The 21,440-nt window shown below is 66.7% G+C and carries 18 protein-coding genes and 1 tRNA gene; 10 read left to right on the forward strand and 9 right to left on the reverse strand.

Annotated elements, in window-relative coordinates:
* Positions 1-23 precede the first annotated feature (23 nt).
* Positions 24-1,523 (reverse strand): HDOD domain-containing protein, encoded by a 1,500-nt coding sequence (locus ACWCIA_RS01965; RefSeq protein ID WP_454160446.1) that lies wholly within the window; start codon positions 1,521-1,523, stop codon positions 24-26.
* Entirely contained in the window at positions 1,520-3,280 is a 1,761-nt protein-coding gene (locus tag ACWCIA_RS01970; RefSeq protein ID WP_454160448.1) for a putative bifunctional diguanylate cyclase/phosphodiesterase, read from the reverse strand. The genes ACWCIA_RS01965 and ACWCIA_RS01970 overlap by 4 nt, the downstream gene beginning before the upstream one ends.
* Before the next feature lie 344 nt (positions 3,281-3,624).
* On the opposite strand from ACWCIA_RS01970, the gene ACWCIA_RS01975 reads away from it, so the two are divergent.
* From ACWCIA_RS01975 to ACWCIA_RS01990, 4 genes are all read left to right on the forward strand, one after another.
* Positions 3,625-5,301 (forward strand): isovaleryl-CoA dehydrogenase, encoded by a 1,677-nt coding sequence (locus tag ACWCIA_RS01975; protein WP_454160450.1) that lies wholly within the window; start codon positions 3,625-3,627, stop codon positions 5,299-5,301.
* 96 nt (positions 5,302-5,397) lie between these two features.
* Entirely contained in the window at positions 5,398-6,048 is a 651-nt protein-coding gene (gene upp, locus ACWCIA_RS01980; RefSeq protein ID WP_454160573.1) for a uracil phosphoribosyltransferase, read from the forward strand.
* Positions 6,045-6,422, forward strand: a complete 378-nt coding sequence (locus ACWCIA_RS01985; RefSeq protein ID WP_454160452.1) for an Hpt domain-containing protein — start codon at positions 6,045-6,047, stop codon at positions 6,420-6,422. Before upp ends, ACWCIA_RS01985 begins: the two co-directional genes overlap by 4 nt.
* Positions 6,423-6,724: 302 nt before the next feature.
* A complete protein-coding gene (locus tag ACWCIA_RS01990) occupies positions 6,725-6,928 on the forward strand; it encodes a cold-shock protein (RefSeq protein ID WP_036166698.1) in 204 nt (67 codons plus the stop codon).
* Between the two features lie 133 nt (positions 6,929-7,061).
* On the opposite strand, the gene ACWCIA_RS01995 is transcribed toward ACWCIA_RS01990, so the two are convergent.
* Complete coding sequence (locus ACWCIA_RS01995) at positions 7,062-7,961, reverse strand: LysR family transcriptional regulator (RefSeq protein WP_454160454.1); 900 nt, start codon at positions 7,959-7,961, stop codon at positions 7,062-7,064.
* Positions 7,962-8,118: 157 nt separating this feature from the next.
* On the opposite strand from ACWCIA_RS01995, the gene aceB reads away from it, so the two are divergent.
* Positions 8,119-9,708 carry a malate synthase A gene (gene aceB, locus ACWCIA_RS02000; RefSeq protein WP_454160456.1) on the forward strand — a complete coding sequence of 530 codons (1,590 nt, stop codon included), beginning with the start codon at positions 8,119-8,121 and terminating at the stop codon, positions 9,706-9,708.
* Between the two features lie 188 nt (positions 9,709-9,896).
* On the opposite strand, the gene gloB is transcribed toward aceB, so the two are convergent.
* A complete protein-coding gene (gloB, locus tag ACWCIA_RS02005; RefSeq protein WP_454160575.1) occupies positions 9,897-10,709 on the reverse strand; it encodes a hydroxyacylglutathione hydrolase in 813 nt (270 codons plus the stop codon).
* Positions 10,710-10,771: 62 nt separating this feature from the next.
* Here gloB and ACWCIA_RS02010 point away from each other — a divergent pair, with 62 nt between their 5' ends.
* The 4 genes from ACWCIA_RS02010 (at position 10,772) to ACWCIA_RS02025 (ending at position 12,907) form a co-directional block, all read left to right on the forward strand.
* Complete coding sequence (locus ACWCIA_RS02010; protein ID WP_454160458.1) at positions 10,772-11,545, forward strand: class I SAM-dependent methyltransferase; 774 nt, start codon at positions 10,772-10,774, stop codon at positions 11,543-11,545.
* A 37-nt stretch (positions 11,546-11,582) separates the two neighbouring features.
* Positions 11,583-12,020, forward strand: a complete 438-nt coding sequence (rnhA, locus tag ACWCIA_RS02015; RefSeq protein ID WP_454160460.1) for a ribonuclease HI — start codon at positions 11,583-11,585, stop codon at positions 12,018-12,020.
* Between the two features lie 65 nt (positions 12,021-12,085).
* The gene (gene dnaQ, locus ACWCIA_RS02020) at positions 12,086-12,793 is read left to right on the forward strand and encodes a DNA polymerase III subunit epsilon (protein ID WP_454160462.1); all 708 of its coding nucleotides are present in this window, start codon (positions 12,086-12,088) and stop codon (positions 12,791-12,793) included.
* Between the two features lie 39 nt (positions 12,794-12,832).
* Positions 12,833-12,907, forward strand: a tRNA-Val gene (locus ACWCIA_RS02025).
* 285 nt (positions 12,908-13,192) lie between these two features.
* Here the strand turns inward: ACWCIA_RS02025 and ACWCIA_RS02030 are convergent.
* From ACWCIA_RS02030 to ACWCIA_RS02045, 4 genes are all read right to left on the reverse strand, one after another.
* The gene (locus tag ACWCIA_RS02030) at positions 13,193-13,492 is read right to left on the reverse strand and encodes a hypothetical protein (RefSeq protein WP_454160464.1); all 300 of its coding nucleotides are present in this window, start codon (positions 13,490-13,492) and stop codon (positions 13,193-13,195) included.
* A gap of 122 nt (positions 13,493-13,614) precedes the next feature.
* Positions 13,615-14,634, reverse strand: a complete 1,020-nt coding sequence (locus ACWCIA_RS02035) for a DUF3466 family protein (protein WP_454160466.1) — start codon at positions 14,632-14,634, stop codon at positions 13,615-13,617.
* A 247-nt stretch (positions 14,635-14,881) separates the two neighbouring features.
* Positions 14,882-16,843, reverse strand: coding sequence for a PKD domain-containing protein (locus ACWCIA_RS02040; RefSeq protein ID WP_454160468.1), 1,962 nt, complete (start codon positions 16,841-16,843; stop codon positions 14,882-14,884).
* 219 nt (positions 16,844-17,062) lie between these two features.
* Entirely contained in the window at positions 17,063-18,670 is a 1,608-nt protein-coding gene (locus ACWCIA_RS02045) for a L,D-transpeptidase family protein (RefSeq protein ID WP_454160470.1), read from the reverse strand.
* 296 nt (positions 18,671-18,966) lie between these two features.
* On the opposite strand from ACWCIA_RS02045, the gene ACWCIA_RS02050 reads away from it, so the two are divergent.
* A complete protein-coding gene (locus ACWCIA_RS02050; protein ID WP_454160472.1) occupies positions 18,967-20,226 on the forward strand; it encodes a family 1 glycosylhydrolase in 1,260 nt (419 codons plus the stop codon).
* Positions 20,227-20,255: 29 nt separating this feature from the next.
* On the opposite strand, the gene ACWCIA_RS02055 is transcribed toward ACWCIA_RS02050, so the two are convergent.
* On the reverse strand, positions 20,256-21,401 hold the full coding sequence (locus tag ACWCIA_RS02055; RefSeq protein WP_454160474.1) for a GGDEF domain-containing protein: 1,146 nt from the start codon (positions 21,399-21,401) through the stop codon (positions 20,256-20,258).
* Between the last annotated feature and the right edge of the window lie 39 nt (positions 21,402-21,440).

Below are 21,440 nucleotides of genomic sequence, written 5' to 3' on the forward strand. Positions count from 1 at the left end.
CTTTACGGGATTGTGACTGTCGATCAGGCCCTGCCGACGGCGGCCAGGTCGACGCCGGCACGCCGCTCGACGGTGCGCACCACCAGGGTGCGCAGGTCGTTGAGCAGCGAGAATTCGGTCTGGCTCAGGTTCGCCACCGGGGCGCCGTCGTCCCAGTCGCCGTAGAGGAAGCCGACCGGCTGCCCGTTCAGGCAGAGCGGCACCACCACGAAACTGCGCGCTTCCGACAACGTGCCCTTCCACCATCCCGGCAGCTTGTTCGAAAACTTCGGGTCGAGCGCGTTTTCGATGAAGATCACGCGGTCGCTGGCGAGCGCCGCATGGAACACGTCGGCCTCGTAGGCGTCGTCGAAGACCAGGTTCGGCAGCAGGGCGCGGGTGCCGGCGCCGAAGCCCATCTTGGCCAGGTACTTGCCCTCGCGCCGGTTGCGCAGGAAGGCGAAGGTGCGCGTGAACGACAGGCCCTGGTGGATGGTCTCGAGGGCCATCGACATCATCTGGCCCGGATTCACCCCGCCGGCGTCGCGCATGTCGGCCACGCCGCTCATCAGGACGCGGTTGCCGGCGGCGCGCTTGCGCGTGACCTCGTCCACCTTCGCGCGCTTCTCGACCGGGTTGGCCAGCGGCGCGAGCGTCAGGTCGGCCGCGGCGCCGGCTTTGGCGCGCTCGATGGCGCCGATGATGTTTTCCGGCTCGACGCCCAGCATCGGCGCGAAGGCGGCAGCCAGTGCGGCCACTTCGGCGGCGCCGGCTTCGTCGTCGTCCCAGAGCGAGTCGGCGCAGCGGGTCGCCATCGTGCCCAGCGCTGCCAGCCAGTCCTCGTGGCCGAAGCCCTCGGTCCGCTCGCCCGGTTCGAGCGTGCGCATGCCGGCCACCAGGTTGTCCGGCAGCCCCCAGTGCTCGGCGGTGGCGCGTCCCAGGGCTTCCAGCGACAGGCCGAGCAGGCGGGGCGCGGCCGCGCCTTCGTTGCCGGGGCCGGCGGCGGCCTGCAGCGCCGTCCAGTGCTCGGGCAGGTAGAAGGTCACCATCATGCGCCCCAGCGAATGCAGGATCGAGCAGACCACGGCTTCTTCCGGGTCGCGGGTGGCGGCGCTGGCGGCGACCTGCTGCGCCACCATCCCGGCCAGCACCGCCTTTTCCATCTCGACGTGGGCATGCGCCGAATCGGGCGTGCTCTTCGAGATCTCCTCGATCAGCTTCAGGCCCAGCGCCAGGTGGCCGATGGCTTCGGTACCGAGCACCAGCACGGCTTTCGACACGGTGTTGATGCGCTGGCCGAAGGCCGAGTACATGCCGCTGTTGGCCAGGCGCAGAACCTTCTGGGTGAGGACGGGATCCGACAGGACCGTCTGCGTCATCGAGAATTCGCGCTCGTCCTCGCCGCGCATCGAGGCCAGGATGGCGTTGATCGCGCGCGTGAAGCCCGGCATGTCGCCCTGGCGCCGGATGCGCTCCCACAGGAGGGCGAGGGTGGCGTCGGCGCTGGCCGGAGCGGGGGCGGGTCTGGAGGCTGGGAGCGTCATGGTGTAGTGCGGCGAGTCGGGTGCAGGTCTGGCGGCAGCAATGCCGTGTAATGGTTGTCGTGCAGGGCGGCCAGCGCGACGTGGGCCGGCATCGGCTTGCCGGTCAGGTAGCCCTGCACGTAGCGGCAGTCGCGCTGGCGCAGCCAGTCGAGCTGGTCTTCGGTCTCGACGCCTTCGGCCACCACCGCGAGGTCGAGGTGGCGCGCCATGTCGAGCACGGCGCTGCAGATCGCCGCTTCCTTGGGCGCGCCCGGGAGGTCCTTGACGAAGGCGCGGTCGACCTTCAGCACCGAAATCGGGAAGCGCTTCAGGTAGGCCAGCGACGAATAGCCGGTGCCGAAGTCGTCGATCGCGATGCGCGCGCCGCGCTCGGCCATGCGGGTGAGGATGGTCTCGGCGTGCTGCGGGTCGACCATCAGCGTGCCTTCGGTGATTTCGAGCACCAGCTTGGCGCCGGGCAGCTCGGAGAGGGCCAGCGCCTGGTCGAGCACCTCGAGGAATTTATCGTTGCGGAACTGGCGCGGGCTGATGTTCACCGAGATGTAGAGTTCGCGCCCGGCCGCTTCCTCGAACTGGCGCAGCTGGGCGCAGGCCGCCTTCAGGGCCCAGGCGCCGAGCATGTTGATCAGGCCATTGGTTTCGGCGATCGGGATGAAGCGTACCGGCGGGACCATGCCCAGCGTCGGGTGCTTCCAGCGCATCAGGGTTTCGAAGCCCTCGATCAGGCGGGTGCGGGCGTCGACGATGGGCTGGTAGTAGAGCAGGAACTCGCCCTCGCGCACTGCGCTGAACATGGCCGCCTCGAGCGAGATGTCGTGCTGGGGCGGGCCTTCGGCGCGCACGCTGTAGACCACAGCGCGCCCCTTGCCGGTTTCCTTGGCGCGCGCCAGGGCCGCCTCGGCCAGGGCCAGCAGGCCGTTGTCGTCTTCGGCGTGCTGGGGATAGAGGGCGACGCCGATCGAGGCCCCGAGATAGATCGTGTGGCCGTCGACCTCGAAGGGCGACTGCAGGGCCGCCAGCAGGCGTCCGGTGACGAGCCTGATCTGGGCGTCGGTCACGGTGCCCGGCAGGACCGCGACGAATTCGTCGCCGCCCGGACGCGCCAGCGTGTCGCTGTCGCGCAGCACCTTGCGCAGGCGCGCCGCCGCCTGGCGCAGGACCGTGTCGCCGACCTGGTGCCCGAGGCCGTCGTTGACCTTCTTGAAGCCGTCCAGGCCGACGGTGGCAACCGCGAAACCCTGGCCCGAGCGGCGCGCATTGGCCACCACCATGCGTACGCGGTCGGCCAGCAGCAGGCGGTTCGGCAGCTCGGTGAGGGCGTCGTGCGTGGCCATGTGGCGCAGCCGCTCTTCGGTGGCGTGCTGCGCGCTCGTGTCGCGCCCGACCACGAACAGCAGGCCGTCGCCGCCGGCAGTGATGCGCAATTCGAAAGGGCGCAGTTCGGCGGAAGGTTGGTGTCCGGCGCAGCGCAGGCGCACCCGGATGAGAAGCGGTTCGTCGGTCGCGAGGGCTTCGACGATGGCCGTGCGCAGCGCTGGGGCGTCCTGGTCGGCCACCAGCGCGGCCAGCGGCGTGCCGTCGAGCGGCAGGTCGAGTCCGGTGAGACGCAGGGCGCGCCGGCTCGCGGCGCGGATCTGGCCGGAGGGTGCGAGCTGGAATACGGCATCGCCGGCCGCCTCCATCAGGCTGTCGAGGCCGCTACCTGCCTGTGGCTGGCGCGGCGGGTCGATCGACACGGCGGCGGAACTGGAGCGCATTGTTGGAATATCTGCCTTATTGCTGGCACCCCAAGGGGTGGAACTGCGCGAGTTTAACAAACCACCTGTGACTGTATCACTTAAAAATTCCGGCAGGAATTAAAAATCCCGGCCTCTGTTTCCTGTGCGGGCGCCATTTACGCTTCCTTTGCGTTACAGCAGTGGCGCCTTGCCGGAACCCGCGCTTTACGCTAGCCTCTTGACGGATCGCTAACGTGCGCTGTAGTCCCAGTCTGACATTGTCGCCGATTGCCGGAGCGCCGGGTAAGTATTTCCACAAAGAATGATACTTTAACGCAACATTGTTAATGTTTATCTGTAGCATCGCTAGGCCGGGAGACGCCATGAACCAGTTCGACACCCATGAAGTTTTCAACCAGGCGCCGCCGTTCGGGGACGTCAACCTGTACACCTGCGACCCGGCCCTGGGCGAAGCCCTGGTGCGCGAAGGCGCAGGCTGGGCCGCCGGCGAGCTGGGCGCGCTCGGCGCACGGCTAGGCCGCTTCGAAGTGCTCGACCTGGCGCGCCTGGCCAACGCCAACGGACCGCGCCTGGCCGCGTTCGACCGCGGCGGACGCCGCATCGACGAAGTCGAATTCCATCCGGCCTGGCACGAACTGATGGCCCTCATGATCGGCGCCGGCGCGCACAGCAGGCCCTGGGCCGAGCCGCGTCCGGGCGCCCAGGTCGCGCGCGCCGCCGCCTACCTGCTGTTCGGCCAGGTCGAGAACGGCGCCCAGTGCCCGGTGACGATGACCTACGCCTCGGTGCCGGCGCTGCGCCGGGCCGGGGCGCTGGGCGAACGCTGGCTGCCGAAGATCCTCTCGAACGAGTACGACCCGCGCTCGCTGCCAGTCCAGCAGAAGCGCGGCGCCCTGATCGGCATGGGCATGACCGAGAAGCAGGGCGGCACCGACGTGCGCGCCAACACCACGCGCGCCACCCCCATCGCCCCGGGCGAGGCGAGCAGCCGCTTTGGGGAAGAGGGCGAGGGCGCGTGGCGGATCGTCGGCCACAAGTGGTTCTTCTCGGCGCCGCAATCGGACGCCCACCTGATCCTGGCCCAGACCGACGAGGGCGGAAGTGCGGGCTTGTCGTGCTTTTTCGTGCCGCGCTTCCTGCCCGACGGCACGCGCAATGCGATCCGCGTGCAGCGCCTGAAGGACAAGCTCGGCAACCGCTCGAACGCTTCGTCCGAGGTCGAATTCTGCGGCGCCGCCGGCTGGCTGGTCGGCGAAGCGGGGCGCGGCATCCCGACCATCCTCGAGATGGGCAGCCACACCCGGCTCGACTGCGTGGTCGGGACGGCAGGCATCATGCGCGCCGCCCTTTGCCACGCGCTGCACCATGCGCGCGGACGCGCCGCCTTCGGCAAGCCCCTCGCCCGGCAGCCGCTGATGCAGAACGTGCTGGCCGACCTCGCCCTCGAATCGGAAGCGGCGACCGCTTTCGCGCTGCGCCTGGCGCGCTGCTTCGACCGTCCCGACGACCCGATGGAGAACCTGCTGGGGCGCATTCTGACCCCGGCCGGCAAGTACTGGCTGTGCAAGCGCGGCCCGGCCTTCGGCGCGGAGGCGATGGAAGTCATGGGCGGCAACGGCTATGTCGAGGACGGCCCGCTGGCGCGCCTGTACCGCGAGTTCCCGGTCAACTCGATCTGGGAAGGCTCGGGCAACGTGATGTGCCTGGACGTGCTGCGCGCGCTCGGCAAGTCGCCAGATGGCGCACGCGCGGCCCTCGAGGCCGAGCTGGCCCCGGCCGCCGCCCTCGACGAGCGCTTCGCGCGCTATGCCGCGCAGCTGGGGCGCGAGCTCGCCGGCGCGGACGAATCCGGCGCGCGCCGGCTGGCCGAGCGGCTGGTGACCGCGGTGCAGGGCGCGACCCTGCTGCAGCATGCGCCGCCTTTCGTCGCCGAGGCCTTCCTCGCGTCGCGCGTCGCCCAGGACGTGGGCGGCGCTTTCGGCCGGCTGCCCGCGGGGATCGATGTCGAGGCCATCCTGGCGCGGGCGCTGGTGCTTTAGGATGAATTTTCTACAAGCGGGGCGGGACAAATCGACCCGCGACTGGGATAATGGCAGGTTACGAGCACCAACCCAAGAACACACCACATGTCGACCATGAAACAAGACCCGCGCTTCCCCAGCCTCTACATCCTGAACCACCCGCTGATCCAGCACAAGCTGTCGCACATGCGCGAGCACGACACGTCGACGCGTACCTTCCGCGAGCTGCTCAAGGAAATCACGCTGCTGATGGGCTACGAGATCACGCGCGACCTGCCGCTGACCACGCGCCCGATCCAGACGCCGCTGGTCACGATCGACGCGCCTGTCATCGCGGGCAAGAAGCTGGCCATCGTGCCGATCCTGCGCGCCGGCATCGGCATGAGCGACGGCCTGCTGGAACTGGTGCCGTCGGCGCGCGTCGGCCACATCGGCGTGTTCCGCGACCCGGACACCCACGAGCCGGTCGAATACCTGGTGCGCCTGCCGGATACCTCGGAGCGCACCTTCATCCTGTGCGACCCGATGGTCGCCACCGGCAACTCGGCGGTGCATGCGGTCGACGTGCTGAAAAAGCGCGGCGTGCCGGACGAGCACATCATCTTCCTGGCCCTGGTGGCCGCGCCCGAAGGCGTCAAGGTCTTCCACGACGCGCACCCGAACGTGAAGCTCTACGTGGCCTCGCTCGACTCGCACCTGAACGAGCACGCCTACATCGTGCCGGGCCTGGGCGACGCCGGCGACCGCATCTTCGGCACCAAGTGACGGGCGTCGACGCAGGCTTCTTCAGCCGGCTGACCCAGGCCAACCAGGCCTTCCGCGACGGCCTGCCGGCCACGCTGGAACGCATCCGGGCGGCCCAGGCCGGCTTCGTGCCGGCCCAGCCCGCGCAGCAGCAGGTGCGCGAGCTGCAGACGCTCCTGCACACGCTGGCCGGCGCCGCGGTGACCTTCGGCTTTCGCGAGCTGGGGCAGGGCGCGCGCGCCCTCGAGCAGCGCCTGCGCGTGCTGCGGGCTTTCGAGAGCGTGAGCGAGGACGACTGGCGCGCCTGGCTGGCCGCGCTCGAGGAATTCGTGCGCGCCGGCCTGGAAGGCCCCCCGCCCGCGTATCACAGCGCCGCTTTCTCGCTGTTGCCCTGAACCAAAAGTATTGCGCCGGACCGTTTGATCCAGCGCAAACATCCGCTTTGGCCATGCCCTATATTCTCCTTACTGCCGATTCAAAATCAAGCCGCGCGAAGTTGGTTTCTAGCATTGGTTTAGAGCATTGTTAAGCGGTCCGCACTTTTATTTTGCGAAAACCGTTTGCAATCTGTTTTATTCGGTATAATACGGGATCGTTGGGTTCGAGCTAGTAGTGCAGTCTGTCTGTCATTTCTTTCTTGCTTCTTCAAACGATCATAAACGGGCGTAAGCCCACTTAACTGAAATAGGAAATTGTAATGGCAACTGGCATCGTTAAATGGTTCAATGACTCGAAGGGCTTCGGCTTCATCACCCCTGATGAAGGCGGCGAAGATCTGTTCGCGCACTTCTCGGCAATCCAGAGCCAAGGCTTCAAGTCCCTGCAAGAGAACCAGCGCGTCTCGTTCGACGTGACCTCGGGTCCTAAGGGCAAACAAGCATCGAACATCCAGCCGCTGTAAGCGTCTAGGTTACGATGAAAAAATCCTCGGCATGCCGGGGATTTTTTTTGTCTGTACTATGCGTTTCCGCTCTTTGTTGATTGCTGCTTTCAAATATGCAAGTGCGCCGGACAAAGCGGCCATGCTGGCTTTGCTAGACGCGATATAGCCGCTCTGCATAAGCTCTTCTGAGAAAATCGACGAACGCACGAATCCGCAAGGGCAGGTGACGCCTTTGGGCAAATACTGCATGGATATCGTTGCCCGGCGCCGCATAATGGTCGAGCACCGTCACCAGTCTTCCCGCCGCAATTTGCGGACCCACTTCCCACATCGAACGCCAGGCCAGGCCGCGTCCGGCCAGCGCCCAGTCGTGCAGCACTTCGCCGTCGTTGCAGACCATATTTCCGGGCACTTTCAGCGTCACGGTTTTGCCGCCGTCGCGGAAAGTCCAGCCGCGCTGGCTGCCTTCGCTGCTGATCGCGAGGCAGTTGTGGCGCATCAGGTCCTCAAGGGTTTGCGGGCTGCCGTGGCGCTTCAGGTAGGCGGGGGAGGCCACTACCACGCGGGCGTTGTCCGCCAGCTTCACGCCCACCAGGTTCGAGTCCGACAGGCTGGCGATGCGGATTGCGACGTCGACGCCTTCGCCGACCACGTCCACGATGCGGTCGTTCAGATTCAGGTTGACCGTCACCTCCCGATGTTCGGCCAGGAAAGAAGGCAGCAGGGGTGCGACGTGCTGGCGCCCGAAGCCGGCCGGCGCCGACACCAGCAAATGTCCCTTGGCATGGCCGCTGCGCGCGGCCACGGCGCTTTCCGCTTCCTCGATCTCGGCCAGGATGCGCTGGCAATCCTCCAGGTAGGCGGCGCCCTCGTCGGTGAGCGCCAGCCGCCGTGTCGTACGCTGCAGCAGCTTGACGCCCAGCCGGCCCTCGAGCGCGTCGAGCCGGCGCCCGATCATCGCCGGTGCGATCCCTTCCGCGCGCGCGGCGGCCGACAGGCTGCCCCGTGCCACGACCTCGACGAAGGTCGCCATTTCCCTGAACTTGCCCAATCCTTGCCTTCCATCTGTGACAAATATGCACAGATAAAGTGAGTAAATGTATCGTTTCGAAGCTTTTTGTTGAATATACTTGATGATATGACAAACGCCAAGTCGCAGGCCGCGCTGGCGTTGAGCGCACGCATACCAACCTAGAAGGAGTAATGCCATGACCATCGCCACCCCCGCAGGAATGGACATCCGCGGCGAGATCAAGCCCGGTTTCGAGCAGATCCTGACGCCCGAAGCACTGGACCTGGTCGCGCAGCTGACCCGCCAGTTCGAGCCGCGCCGCCAGGAATTGCTGGCCGCTCGCGTCGAGCGCGCGCGCCGCATCGACGCCGGCGAGCGTCCGGACTTCCTGCCCGAGACCCGCCACATCCGCGAGGGGGACTGGAAGATCGCGCCGATCCCGCAGGCGCTGGAATGCCGCCGCGTCGAGATCACCGGCCCGGTCGAGCGCAAGATGGTCATCAACGCCCTGAACTCGGGTGCGGACAGCTACATGACCGACTTCGAGGATTCGAACGCACCGAACTGGGACAACCAGATCACCGGCCAGATCAACATGCGCGACGCCGTGCGCCGCACCATTTCGCTCGAGCAGAACGGCAAGCGCTACCAGCTGAACGACAAGGTCGCGACCCTGGTCGTGCGCCCGCGCGGCTGGCACCTCGACGAAAAGCACGTGCTGGTGGACGGCAAGCGCGTTTCCGGCGGCATCTTCGACTTCGCCCTGTTCATGTTCCACAACGCCAAGGAGCAGCTGGCGCGCGGCGCCGGCCCCTACTTCTACCTGCCGAAGATGGAATCGCACCTCGAGGCCCGCCTCTGGAACGACATCTTCATCGCGACGCAAGAGGCGCTCGGCCTGCCGCGCGGCACGATCAAGGCGACCGTGCTGATCGAAACCATCGTCGCCGCCTTCGAGATGGACGAGATCCTGTACGAGCTGCGCGAACACAGCGCCGGCCTGAACGCGGGTCGCTGGGATTACATCTTCTCCTGCATCAAGAAGTTCAAGCTGGACAAGGACTTCTGCCTGGCCGACCGCGCCAAGGTGACGATGACGGCGCCTTTCATGCGCGCCTATGCCTTGCTCCTGCTCAAGACCTGCCATAAGCGCGGCGCGCCGGCGATCGGCGGCATGGCGGCGCTGATCCCGATCAAGAACGATCCGGCGAAGAACGAGACTGCCATGGCCGGCGTGCGCAACGACAAGGCGCGTGACGCCACCGATGGCTACGACGGCGGCTGGGTCGCCCACCCGGGCCTGGTCGAGCTGGCGATGACCGAATTCACCAAGGTGCTCGGCGACCGCCCGAACCAGATCGACAAGCAGCGCCCGGACGTCGAGGTCACCGCCGAGCAACTGCTCGACTTCAAGCCGGAAACCCCGATCACGGAAGAGGGCCTGCGCTACAACATCAACGTCGGCATCCACTACCTCGGCGCCTGGCTGGCCGGCAACGGCTGCGTGCCGATCCACAACCTGATGGAAGACGCCGCCACCGCCGAGATCAGCCGTTCCCAGGTCTGGCAATGGATCCGCTCACCGAAGGGCGTGCTCGAGGACGGCCGCAAGGTCACGGCCGAGATGGTGCGTGCCATGATCCCGGAAGAACTGGCAAACGCAAAAGCCGCCGCCCCGAACGGCGACAACCCGAGCTACGCCCGCGCTGCGGAAATTTTCGAGGAAATGTCGACGTCAGAACAGTTCGCGGAATTCCTGACGCTGCCGCTCTACGAAGAGATCTGAACCCCGTTGGTCCCGCGTCGTGTCATGCGTTCGTTGAACGCGTGGACGGCGCGGAGGGGCACGATAGTTCTGTACGTGCGGTTGAGCCGTCCACCCTGCGTCGCTGCGGCGCAAACGTAGGGTGGACTCCCGAGTCCACGCGTTTTCACCGCAGGATCATCGGCAAAGGCGTTCCAGCCCCCGCCCCATCAAAACACGTTCTTCCACTCCCGCAAAGCCGCAAACGCCTGCACCGCCGTCGCCCCCTCGTCCAACTTCCCGGCCGCCACCAGCGCCCCCACGATCGCCGGCTCCCGGTAGCGCAAAAACGGATTCGTCCTGCGCTCCAGCCCGATGCTGGAGGGCACCGTCGGCAGCCCGGCAGCCCGCTTGGCTTCCTCGTCGCGCATCCGCAAGGCCAGCGCGGCGTTCCCCGCGTCGACAGCCTGGGCAAACCGCAGGTTCGACAGCGTGTACTCGTGCGCGCAATACACTTCCGTATCCTCGGGCAGGGCCGCCAGCTTGCCGAGGGAATCGGCCATCTGCGCGGGCGTGCCTTCGAACAGCCGCCCGCAGCCGCCGGCGAACAGGGTATCGCCGCAGAACAGCCAGTGCAGTCCCGGCGTCGCCCGCACATAGGCGATGTGGCCGAGCGTGTGCCCCGGCGCGTCCAGCACGTCGAGCTCGAGCGCCAGCCCGGGCACCTTGACGCGCTCGCCCTCGGACAGGGGATGGGTCACGGCCTCGATCCGGTCGTTCTTCGGCCCGTACACCGGCACCGGAAAGCGCGCCAGCAGCCCGGGCACGCCACCAATGTGGTCAGCATGGTGGTGGGTGAGTAAAATGGCGGTGAGGGTCAGGCCATGTTCGTCCAGGGCGGCGAGGATGGGCGCGCTGTCGCCGGGGTCGACCGCCGCGGCGTGCACACCGTCATGGATCAGCCAAAGGTAATTATCCTTGAACGCAGGCACGGTCAGGACACTCAAATCCTTATGTGTTCTATCATGGGCTGCGGCTGGCATGGCGTCAGCCGGGTACGCGCCATCTGGCAAGTTGGTCATGGTTTTGCGAAAAGAGGGTGGTCATGGATAGCGCTGCATCCGAAAAATCCATTATAGCGCTCGACGAATGGCTGCTTTCGCCGGCAGGCGCCTACGTGCGCGCCTTCGAGCAAGCCTGCCTCGACGAGCTCACGGCCGACATCTTCGGCTACAACGCGGTGCAGATCGGCGTGCCGCAGATCGACGCCCTGGCCGCGAACCGCATGCCGAACAAGTGGCAGGCGGCCACGCGCACCTCCACCTTCGACGAGCTCGAGTTCGCCGCCAGCGGCAAGCAGATCGCCGTGGCTCTCGATTTTGCCGAGCTGCCCTTCGCCTCGCAAAGCCTGGACCTGGTCGTCCTGCCGCACGTGCTCGAGTTCGCCGCCGAGCCGCACCAGGTGCTGCGCGAGGTCGAGCGCGTCCTGATTCCGGAAGGCCAGGTCATCATCTGCGGCTTCAATCCGGCCAGCCTGTGGGGCATGCGCCAGGGTATCGGCAAGGTCACGCGCAGCGGCTACCTGCCGGCGGCAGGCGAATTCATCTCTATGCCCCGCATGAAAGACTGGTTAAAATTGTTGAATCTTGGCCCGACGCGCAGCCATTTCGGCTGCTACGCGCCACCATTTCGCACCGCCCAGTGGATCAACCGTTTTTCCGGCATGGAAGCGGCCGGGCAGCGCTGGTGGCCTTATCTCGGCGCGGTGTATGTCGTGCATGCCGTCAAGCGCGTGAAAGGCATGCACCTGATCGGGCCGGCGTGGAACAAGAAGTCGAGCCGGGCGCCGCAAGCGGTGCCGGCAACGAATCGCGAATAGATTCAAAAATAACGAACCAAAGGAAAGACCAGGCGGCATGACGAAAGTGGAAATTTTTACCGATGGCGCCTGCAAGGGCAACCCCGGTGCGGGCGGATGGGGCGCGCTGCTGGTTGCCGACGCTCACGAGAAGGAAATTTTTGGCGGGGAACTGAACACGACCAACAACCGCATGGAGCTGAAGGCGGTGATCGAAGCGCTCAACACGCTCAACCGCCCCTGCGAAGTCGTGCTGCACACCGACAGCCAGTACGTCCAGAAGGGCATTTCCGAATGGATCCACGGCTGGAAGGCGCGCGGCTGGAAAACGGCGGCCAAGGAGCCGGTCAAGAACGACGACCTGTGGAAGGCGCTCGACCTGGCCCAGCAGCAGCACGCCGTCGAATGGCGTTGGGTGCGCGGCCATAATGGCCACCCGGGCAACGAGCGCGCGGACGTGCTGGCGAACCGGGGTGTTGCCACCGTGCGTCGTTAATCTGCGGGAGCATGCGCTATACTGCTGGCTTGCCTTAATTCAATAGCTCAGCACTAATAACCCCCATGCGCCAGATTGTCCTCGATACCGAAACCACCGGCCTGAACCCACGAACCGGCGACCGCGTCATCGAAATCGGCTGCGTCGAACTGCTCAACCGTACGCTGACCGGCAACAATTTTCACGTCTACATCAACCCCGAGCGCGAGTCCGACGAGGCCGCGCTCGCGGTGCACGGCCTGACCACCGAGTTCCTGAGCGACAAGCCGAAGTTCCACGAAATCGTCGACGACTTGCGCGCCTACGTCCAGGGCGCCGAGCTCATCATCCACAACGCCCCCTTCGACCTCGGCTTCCTGAACCACGAATTCACGCGCCTCGGCCTGCCGCCCTTCGTCGAACATTGCAGCGGCGTGATCGACACCCTGGTCAACGCCAAGGAAATGCACCCCGGCAAGCGCAACTCGCTGGACGCCCTGTGCGATCGCTACGGCGTCTCGAACGCCCACCGCAAGCTGCACGGCGCGCTGCTCGACTCGGAGCTGCTGGCCGACGTCTACCTGGCCATGACGCGCGGCCAGAACTCGCTGTCGATGGACGTCGAAGAGGAAACGTCGAACGACGGCGTGCTGCTCGACGCAGTGCCGCTGGGCGAGATCGTCGTCGTCGCCGCCAGCGCCGAGGAGCTGGCGACGCATGAGGATGTGCTGGCCGGACTCGACAAGGGAGTGAAGGGCGAATGCGTATGGAGAAATTATTCGCCTAAAGTTTGACGGTAGAGAAAGTATTTGGCATAATACGCCTCGTTGTCAGGGAGGTTAGCTCAGGGGTAGAGCACTGCATTCACACTGCAGGGGTCGCAAGTTCGAAACTTGCACTTCCCACCAGAATTCGTTGGAAAATCAAGGGCTTGCAACCATGCGTTGCAGGCCCTTTTTGCATTGTCTGGGAAAAGTATGGGAAATCTCCTTGGACGCTGCTGGACAATAGTGGAGCTTGTCGCCCATACGTCTCGATAACTAGCGCGCTGGGAAGCGTACGCGAGTCGCACCAGTGGATGAGCTACTTGTCGTGATGATGAATCCAACCGTCTCCACGGAAGCATAGTCCGTGGTCGTCAACTGGGATCAACACACCCGCCGTCTTGATAGGACGGCGGGTTTTTTCATCCTCTACTGGTCCCGGCGCGCGAGAAAATCGCCGATGAGCTGATCGAATGCAGGCAGGAGGGTGGCAGCCTGGCCGGCGATAACGAGCGGCTTTCGCCCGAGGTAGATGCTCTGCGGGTGCAGCTGGCACAAGCCGCGTCCGAAAGGGCTGCCGCGGAAGGAAGGACAGTGCAGCTCGAGAACGAGCTGACAGTCGCCCGCACCCATGCCAACGACGAGCGCATCGCAGGCGACCACGCGCGTACTGCCCTTGCCAAGGCCGCACTGCGATTGGAGTCGTGCTCCCAGATCGAACAGCGTCATGTGGGTAGCGTTGAGCTGTCCAGCGCCTTGCGGGCGGTGGCGTTCGGGTTCCCGTACACGACCAGCAACGCCACCGCAGGGGAAGCGAGACAGGGTAATTCCCGGCGAGGCGGAGGGAGCGATCAATCGCGCCGGCGCCGGAACGCCGCCAGGCTGGCCAGGCCGCCCAGCAGCATGGCCAGGCCGGCCGGCTCCGGAATCGCGGGTACGAGGTCGAGCCGGACCGCGCGGCAGTTCGACGTCGATCCGGAACACGCCTTGCCGACGATCTGGCCCACGTCGTTGATGTCCTCGGCCTCGGTGATCGTCCAGCCGGGTTCGGGGACGATCAGGTCGTTCAGGTCGGCCGTGATGCCGCCGGCATACAGGAAGGCGTGCGTCAGGTCGGAATTCGGCTGGCTCACGATGCCCACGACGTCGCCGTCGTTGTTGATGCCGCGTGCCCGGCCGATCGGACTGAGCGCGATGGCGCCGGCATCGTTGATGTCATACACGGTGCCCAGCACTTCGCCGCCGGGCGCGAACAACTGGCGCAAGACCCCGTCCTGGTAGAGGAAGGCACGCGGGTCCCCACGCGGGGTGTCCTGCGCCGGCAGCGCGGTTTCTCCCACGACCTGGCCCTTGTTGTTCAGGCCCCAGGCATCGCCCTGGTCGCCGCCGAAGGTGGGGAGCGCGGTCATCGTGCCGCCGCTGTAGAAGAAGGCGCGCGAGGTATCGCCAGGAAAGTTGCCGGCGGTGCCGGCGACCTCGCCCCGGTCGTTGATCGCATGGGGAATGGCGTAGTTGTAGCCGGCCGGGCGTCCGATGTCGCGGATCTGCCCGTCAGAATAGATGAAGGCGGGCGAGTCGGCGAAGCTGAAGGCGCCGGCCACTTCGCCGCGATTGTTGATCGCCGTCGCCTCGATGCCCGGCCTGAGGCGGCTCAGATTGACGATGCCGCTGTCGGACCAGATCCACGACTCGTTCTCCTGCGTTCTGCCGACGATGGTACCGGCGTTGTTCATGTCGAAGGCGGCGAAGCCGAGCGGCAGGAAGGTGACCGAGTAAGACGGATTGGTCGGCGCGGGATCGGCCAGCGCCAGCGCGGGAACGCCCAGCGCCGAAAGCAGGGACAGTGCGATTGTATATTGACGGATATTCATGGCAGCACCCCGATGAGTTGATTTTTGTCGAGAGTGCGCTGGGCGCCAGTACATGAGTTGATCTGGATCAGGCGTGCGCGCCCGACGATGGTGTTCGCACAGGCTTCGGCCACAAGGCGCAGCTGCGAAAAGGTGCGGGCAGCTTGTTGACATTGCCGATGACCATGCCCCGGTCGTCGGTCCAGAGCGCTGCCGATCCTCCCCTGCCGGTGCTACGCGGGCAGCATCAGCCGCCCGCGTGCGGCAATCACTCGGCCCCAGCCGAAACGCCGTCTTCCTCGACGATGCTTCCTGCCGCGTCGGCACCAACCCGGTTGCGCATGTTGTCGTAGTCGACGACATTTGCTCCCGATCGCGGATCGCGGTGCCAGATCCGCACCCCGACCCGATCCGTACCGTCCGGCGATCTGGTCGCGGTCAGCAGGAACTGGTAGCCACGCGCGCCGTTGAGGATGCCGCTGCCCCGATACCGTACCTGTCCATTCCGGCCCTCCGGCGTCGCCTGGGTGCTACGCAAGTGCAACCCTCCAGTATCGAAGCGGACGCTGCCCTTGCCGGCACTTGACGAGAAAGCGAAGGTGGCGAGCCCGGGTTGGGTTGCCAGGACTCCCGATGCGCCCGATGCGCCCGGCGGCGACGTGAACGTGCCGCGGCCGCAGGTGCAAGGACCGGCCGGAAGCACGTCGATACCCAGCCTGATCGTGGTGCGCTTGCCGCGTGAGTCGGTTACCGTCAGGGTGATCGTGAATTCGCCTTCGTTCTGGTAGGTGTGCTGGCCAGTCACGCTGCCGCTGCCGTTCTTCTCGTTCACCGTGCCTGCCTGCGTGCTGCCCTCACCAAAATCCCAGGTGGCCGTATGCCTGTCATGCGGGTCGGCATCGGTGAAAAAAGCGGTGAAAGTGAGCGTGGCGGGGGCGCGCAGCTTGCCGGTTATCTTGATCGGTCCGACTAGCGGGCGCAGGTTCGAGGCCGCCTGGGTAGTGAGCAGGACCAGTCCCGTGTTGGTGTTCGCGACAATGGAACCGTTGTCGGAGATCGCCACTGCACGCCGCAAGACCAGGCCGTGCGGCACATTGCGCACACGGGTATTGAGATCGATGGCGCCGCTCGCCCGCGTCCATACGAACGCGCGCTCGCCGACGTTCCCTCCCGTGATGGCGCCGCCGATGCTTCCGACCACCTGGCCAAGGTTGTTCAGGTCAAAGGCGATGGAGTTGGCGCCATCAAGCCTGCCGATTTCGATCAGCCCGCTCCCGTGCGTCCAGACGAAACCTCGCCGGAACCCCGGCCCGGTGACCTGTCCGATGACGGTGCCCCTTTCGTTAATCCGGTCAGCACTCGACGCGGTCCCGCTGCCGGTGCCAAGGTCGATGGTTCCTGCCGTCGGCGTCCACAGGAACGCGTGGTCGACGCCGAACGCATCGCCAGGGTTTTCCAGCCGGAACGGCGCACGGCCGACGATGTAGCCGGCGTTATTGATATCGGAAGCTTGCGCGGTAGGGCTCTCGAGGAGCCCCGGGATCGGCAGTCTGCCGGTTGCCCGGGTCCAGCGGGAGGGCAGGAATCCCGGGCCCGCCTGCGACCACCCCACGAGGGTGCCGCTGTCGTTGAGCGCCGTTGCGAAGGATGCGTCGCCAAAAGGCGGGCCGAACTCAAAGAGGGTATTGTTCGGGCTCCAGAGCGCCGCGTTGCCCCTGGCTATGCCCGCGACCGCGCCCTTGTTATTGATGTCCGAGCCGAAGGAAAAGAATTCCCTGCCGGGCGTGAGGTCGACGAGTCCCTTCTCCTTGCTCCAACGGAAGGCGTGAGAATAAACCAAGCCGCCGGGTGTGACGAAGATATTGGTATCCGAAAAGCCAGTCACCTGTCCCAGGTCATTGACGGCGCTGGTGCGCGTGTTGTTGCCGCCGAGCGTACCGAGCGTATGAATCTTGTAGCCATCGAAAAACCTGCCGCGGTCGACGCCGGGTTCGGGCTGCGGGAAGAACTCGGTAAATGCCACTTGCCCCTTGCGGTTGATGTCGACGCCGAAGGCCAAGGGGTCGTCGGACAGGGGGATGACATTGTAGACGCCTGGCGCCGGACCCGTTCCTGCCGAGGCCTGCACCGCAGGCAGCGCGGCAATGACGGCCAGGGCCACGAGCGGGCCGATCGCCAGGCTGCCCCAGCGCCCGCCGCGCGTCGGTCCTGCTTCTGTAATTGTTTGCATTTGTTCCTCCTGTCATTTAATGCGCCTCGTCAACCTGGCATGTGAGAAAACATGCTAGTCGTGCCGCATCCAGCTTAAGATCGCTGAATCAGCCTGCTGCTGGCGAAGGTCAAATGCGGAACGTCGGCGGCCGGAAAAACGCCCGAATGCTTGTGAAGCGTCTTGTAATGGCTACGTTGCTGCCAGGTCGATAGCAGACGTGAACGCCAGCGTCCCTGCTCAGGGGGCATGCAGCGCGCGGAGCAGCGGCGGGTCCTGCCCATAAATGTCGTCGGCAAACAGGGCGCGGCCCTGCCTGTCGGTGACGGCAGTTGCATAGAACAGTACTACCGGGAGCGTTTCAGGCAACTGCAAGGTGCGCGTCTTTCCGCTGCCTATGGCAGCCTCGATACGTGCCGTGTCCCAGTTGTCCGGATCGGCCAGCACGAACTGCGCCAGTTCGATCGGGCGCTCGACGCGGATGCAGCCGTGGCTCAGGTCGCGCCGGGTGCGGTCGAACGGTTCCTTCGACGAGGTCGAGTGCAGGTAGATGTTCATCGGATTCGGCATGGCGAATTTCACGCCGCCAAGCACGTTCCGCGCGCCCGGCCGCTGACGCAGCCTGGCCTTGCCGGAACGCAGCGCGGCCGCCGCGTCGCCCGTCGGGAGCGCCTTGCCGGCGGCCGCTACCAGTTCCATGTCGTTTTGCCTGAGGTAAGCAGGGTTGCGCGCCAGTTTTGGCAGGATCTCGCCCAGCGTAATGCTGCGAGGTACGTTCCAGTAGGGGTTCAGTTCCAGGTAGCGCATCTGGCCGACGAACAGCGGCGTCGGCGTCTTCGCCGCGGTGCCGACGATGACCCGCATGTCGAGCGGTGCCGCCGGCTGCCCGTTCCTGGTGTCGAATGCCCAGAGGCGGTATGCGGGCAGGTTCACCACGACGATGCGCCCCGGGGGCAGCGCCGGCAGCCAGCGCAGCCGTTCCAGGGTCAGCGCGAGCTGGTCCACGCGGTGGGGGAGGGGAACCGCCAGCGCGGCCAGCGTTTTCGCGCCGAGCACGCCATCGTCCGGCAGGCCGTGGCGCGCCTGGAAACGCCGCAGTCCGGCCGCAAGCCCGGCCGTGTAAAGCGCCTCGCCGGCCGAGGGAGCGCCTGCGTCGGCGTCCAGGTCGCCCAGGATGCGCAGCCGTTCGCGCAGCAGTGCCGCGCCCGCGTAGCTGTCGCCGGCGGCGACACCCGCACCCGAGACTGCCGGCAACGCCCGCCAGGACGGGTGCAGGCGCGCCAGTTCCCGGTAGTGCGCCAGGGTCGCCATCACCCTGCGGTACAGCGGAATGGCCGGGGGAGCCGCGTCCACCACCTGTTCCAGGCGCGCCTCGCCCAGCGCGCGCGCCAGGACGGCGTGCGGGTCGAACGGAGCCGGCGCGTTGCCCGGCGCACGGTAGGCGGAGGCGGTCCGCCCGGCGTGCAGGTCGGCCAGGTAGCGCGCCATCGCGCTGCCGAGATCGCGCTCGAACGCGGCGTCCGCGGCGGCATCGCGCGGAGCGTCGAGGCGGTGCGCCAGGTCCGCGAAGCCGTAGTGTTCGGGATCGAGCCCGTGGGCGGCGGCGTCGCCGAGCAGGCGCAGCGCCAGCCGCGCCTGGGCGCCGTCCGCGGCCAGCCAGGGCAGGCGCGCGTGGCCCGCGGCCGGCCCCTGCGGCGCCGGGGCATCCTGCGCCACGGGCGGGAGCGCCGCAACTTCGGCGGGCGCGCCCGGGCCGGCTGCGGCGACCGCATGCATGAGAACCAGCAGGACGACGGGAAGGCGACGGACGCCGGCAATGCCGGCGCACAGTATCTCGGAAAGGCTCATCTTCAAGGGGCGCATGGACCCCGGGCGGGGCGGGTTGTGGACACGATAAGGGCGAGCCCAAGCCCGCGTCATTGATGCAGATCAAGCTCGACTCTATTTCAATGTGCGCGCAGTCAGTGGGTTGACGGGACAGCTTTGATCCGCCTCAAACGCCGCGCGGCGCGACCCGCCATCCTGTCCGCACATGCGCGCAATTCTTCCATAGGGCGTGCCGAACGGGAGAGGATGATGAAGCGCCTGCCGCGATGTGCCATGCCGGTCCCCCACCTTACTCCCTGCGCTCCGGGGACCCGTCGATGAGCCCCTTGTCCTCGGGCCGGCTCTGCGAGCCCTTGTCGCCATCCAACCTCACCCGATCGTTCTCGTTCTGCACCGGCATCGAGAACAGCGCCCCGGTACTCAAGGGGCGCGAGGGCCGCAGGCACCGGATCGACCAGATGGCCGCATCCGGACACGACCGGCGCTGGCGCGAGGACTTCCGCCTGGTCCACGAACTGGGCATCCGCTGCCTGCGCTACGGCCCGCCGTACTACCGCACCCATACCGGGCCGGGGCGCTACGACTGGAGCTTCGCCGACGAAACGTTTGCCGAGCTGCGCCGCCTCGGCATCGTCCCGATCGCCGACCTGTGCCACTTCGGCCTGCCCGACTGGCTGGGCGACTTCCAGAATCCCGACTTCCCTGCGTACTTCGCCGAGTACGCGGACACCTTCGCCCGCCGCTACCCCTGGGTCTGGCTGTACACCCCGGTCAACGAAATGCTGGTCACCGCCGAGTACTCGGCACTGCGCGGCTACTGGAACGAGCAATTGGCCGACGACCGCGCCTTCGTGACGGCCCTGACGCACCTGGTGGATGCGAACCAGCGTGCCAGCGAGGCGATCTGCCGCGTTTGCGACCCGTGGTTTGTCCAGAGCGAAACGACGCGCTACTACCATCCGCACAATCCGGATGCGTCGGCCTGGTCGGCCTACCTGAACGAGCGCCGCTTCCTGTCGCTCGACCTGAACTACGGCCGCAGGCCGAGCCCGGAGATGGTCGACTACCTGCTGGCGAACGGCATGCCCCAGGCCCGCTTCGACGCCTTCATGGCGCCGGCATCCAGTCCGCCGTGCGTGATGGGGACCGACTATTACGAGGGCAGCGAACAGGTGGTGTTCCCGGACCGCAGCACGCGCGGCTCGAACGTGCTCGGCTACTACGGCCTGACGCGCCAGTACCACGAGCGTTACCGGCTGCCGGTGATGCACACCGAAACCAACCAGATGCAGCACCTGAACGCCGCCTTCTGGCTGGAACGCCAGTGGGCCAACGTGCTGCGCCTGCGGCAGGAGGGCTGCCCGGTCATCGGTTTCACCTGGTACAGCCTGACGGATCAGGTCGACTGGGACATCGACCTGCGCGAGGACCGCGGGCAGGTGAACCAGAACGGCCTGTACGACATGGAGCGCCGCATCCGCCGCGCCGGCGTCGAATACCGGCGCATCATCCGCGACTGGAGCGGCATCCTCGCCGACAGCAGCGCGGAATGCGGAGCGTTCCGGCTCGGCGTGTGAGGGCGCGCGCAGGCGCGCCGCGCCGGCGCTCAGGCCGGCCGTGGCGGCGCCATGGCCCCGGCGCCGGCATGTGCCTGCCGCGCCAGCACCGTCCGGTTACGTCCGCTGTTCTTGGCTTCGTAGAGGGCCGTGTCTGCGGCTTGCAGCAGATCGGCCCAGCCTGCGTGTTCCGGGGCCAGCACGGCCACGCCGGCGCTCACCGTAAAGCACAGCGGCCCTGCGTCGGTGGGCAGGCTGAGCGCGCCGATCGCGGTGCGGATGCGCTCGGCGCAGGCCACGGCAGCGTCCGGCCCGGTTTCAGGCATCACGCACACGAATTCTTCGCCGCCGATGCGTCCGATGTAGTCGCTGGCACGCTGGTTTGCCGTGGCTGCCGCCACCATAGCGCACAGGGCGCGGTCGCCGGCGGCGTGGCCGTAGGTGTCGTTCACGCGCTTGAAGTGGTCGATGTCGAGCATCGCCACCGCCAGGGGGTGCCCATGGCGCCGGGCAAGGGCCAGGTCGTGCGTCGCCAGTTCCGTCACGTAGCCGCGCGACAGGGCGCCGCTGAGGCTGTCGTGCCGTACCGCCTGCAGCACCGCCTGCTCGGCGACGAAGGCGCGCCGCCGCAGGTGCAGGGTGGCCAGCGCCACGGCCATGGCCAGCAGCCACGACAAGCCGTACAGCAGCAGGATATGGAAAAACAGGGGCGGCGCCAGCTTCACTCCCGCCAGCAGCGCCAGCAGCAGCGCCGGCGGCAGGCTGGCCAGCACGAAGCGGCGCGGGCGCGGCTCGACCAGCGCGAGCAGGAACAGGGCACCGGTCATGCCGGGCAGGGCCAGCACCAGCCCATCTTCGAGCAGGGTAGCGCACACCACGATCGCGCCGGCGTGCGTCGCATACAGCCAGGCGCAGCGCGAGGTCGCGCTCCAGCGCAGCCCGCCGGTATAAGCCAGCGCGCCGAGCAGCACCGTGGCGACGCGGATACGGAAGGTGGTGGCGGCATGCGCCGTATCGATCCAGGCATCCCAGGCGGCGAACAGGATGACGAACAGGCCGAATACCGGGCCGAACACCGGCAGCAGCCGCGCCAGGCCCGCGTCGACCTCGGCGTCAAAGGCGGCCTGCATTGCGCCGGGCAGCGGCTCGAGCAGGCCGCGCCAGGCGGCCATCCTCGACGGCGTGTGCATGTCCATGGTGTCCCCGCTGGATACCTGTGCGGCCGGCGCCCGCCG

The organism is Massilia sp. SYSU DXS3249 (genome assembly GCF_053668055.1).

What these genes read in the sequence shown, in the direction of transcription:
- ACWCIA_RS02010 (WP_454160458.1), top strand. Translation starts at nt 10,772, where the DNA reads ATGGATAGCGCTGCATCCGAAAAATCCATTATAGCGCTCGACGAATGG.
- ACWCIA_RS01965 (WP_454160446.1), bottom strand. Translation starts at nt 1,523, where the DNA reads ATGACGCTCCCAGCCTCCAGACCCGCCCCCGCTCCGGCCAGCGCCGAC.
- ACWCIA_RS02035 (WP_454160466.1), bottom strand. Translation starts at nt 14,634, where the DNA reads ATGAATATCCGTCAATATACAATCGCACTGTCCCTGCTTTCGGCGCTG.
- aceB (WP_454160456.1), top strand. Translation starts at nt 8,119, where the DNA reads ATGACCATCGCCACCCCCGCAGGAATGGACATCCGCGGCGAGATCAAG.
- ACWCIA_RS02045 (WP_454160470.1), bottom strand. Translation starts at nt 18,670, where the DNA reads ATGAGCCTTTCCGAGATACTGTGCGCCGGCATTGCCGGCGTCCGTCGC.
- ACWCIA_RS02040 (WP_454160468.1), bottom strand. Translation starts at nt 16,843, where the DNA reads ATGCAAACAATTACAGAAGCAGGACCGACGCGCGGCGGGCGCTGGGGC.
- dnaQ (WP_454160462.1), top strand. Translation starts at nt 12,086, where the DNA reads ATGCGCCAGATTGTCCTCGATACCGAAACCACCGGCCTGAACCCACGA.
- ACWCIA_RS02050 (WP_454160472.1), top strand. Translation starts at nt 18,967, where the DNA reads ATGAGCCCCTTGTCCTCGGGCCGGCTCTGCGAGCCCTTGTCGCCATCC.
- gloB (WP_454160575.1), bottom strand. Translation starts at nt 10,709, where the DNA reads ATGCCAGCCGCAGCCCATGATAGAACACATAAGGATTTGAGTGTCCTG.
- ACWCIA_RS02030 (WP_454160464.1), bottom strand. Translation starts at nt 13,492, where the DNA reads ATGACGCTGTTCGATCTGGGAGCACGACTCCAATCGCAGTGCGGCCTT.
- rnhA (WP_454160460.1), top strand. Translation starts at nt 11,583, where the DNA reads ATGACGAAAGTGGAAATTTTTACCGATGGCGCCTGCAAGGGCAACCCC.
- upp (WP_454160573.1), top strand. Translation starts at nt 5,398, where the DNA reads ATGAAACAAGACCCGCGCTTCCCCAGCCTCTACATCCTGAACCACCCG.
- ACWCIA_RS01970 (WP_454160448.1), bottom strand. Translation starts at nt 3,280, where the DNA reads ATGCGCTCCAGTTCCGCCGCCGTGTCGATCGACCCGCCGCGCCAGCCA.
- ACWCIA_RS01990 (WP_036166698.1), top strand. Translation starts at nt 6,725, where the DNA reads ATGGCAACTGGCATCGTTAAATGGTTCAATGACTCGAAGGGCTTCGGC.
- ACWCIA_RS01975 (WP_454160450.1), top strand. Translation starts at nt 3,625, where the DNA reads ATGAACCAGTTCGACACCCATGAAGTTTTCAACCAGGCGCCGCCGTTC.
- ACWCIA_RS02055 (WP_454160474.1), bottom strand. Translation starts at nt 21,401, where the DNA reads ATGGACATGCACACGCCGTCGAGGATGGCCGCCTGGCGCGGCCTGCTC.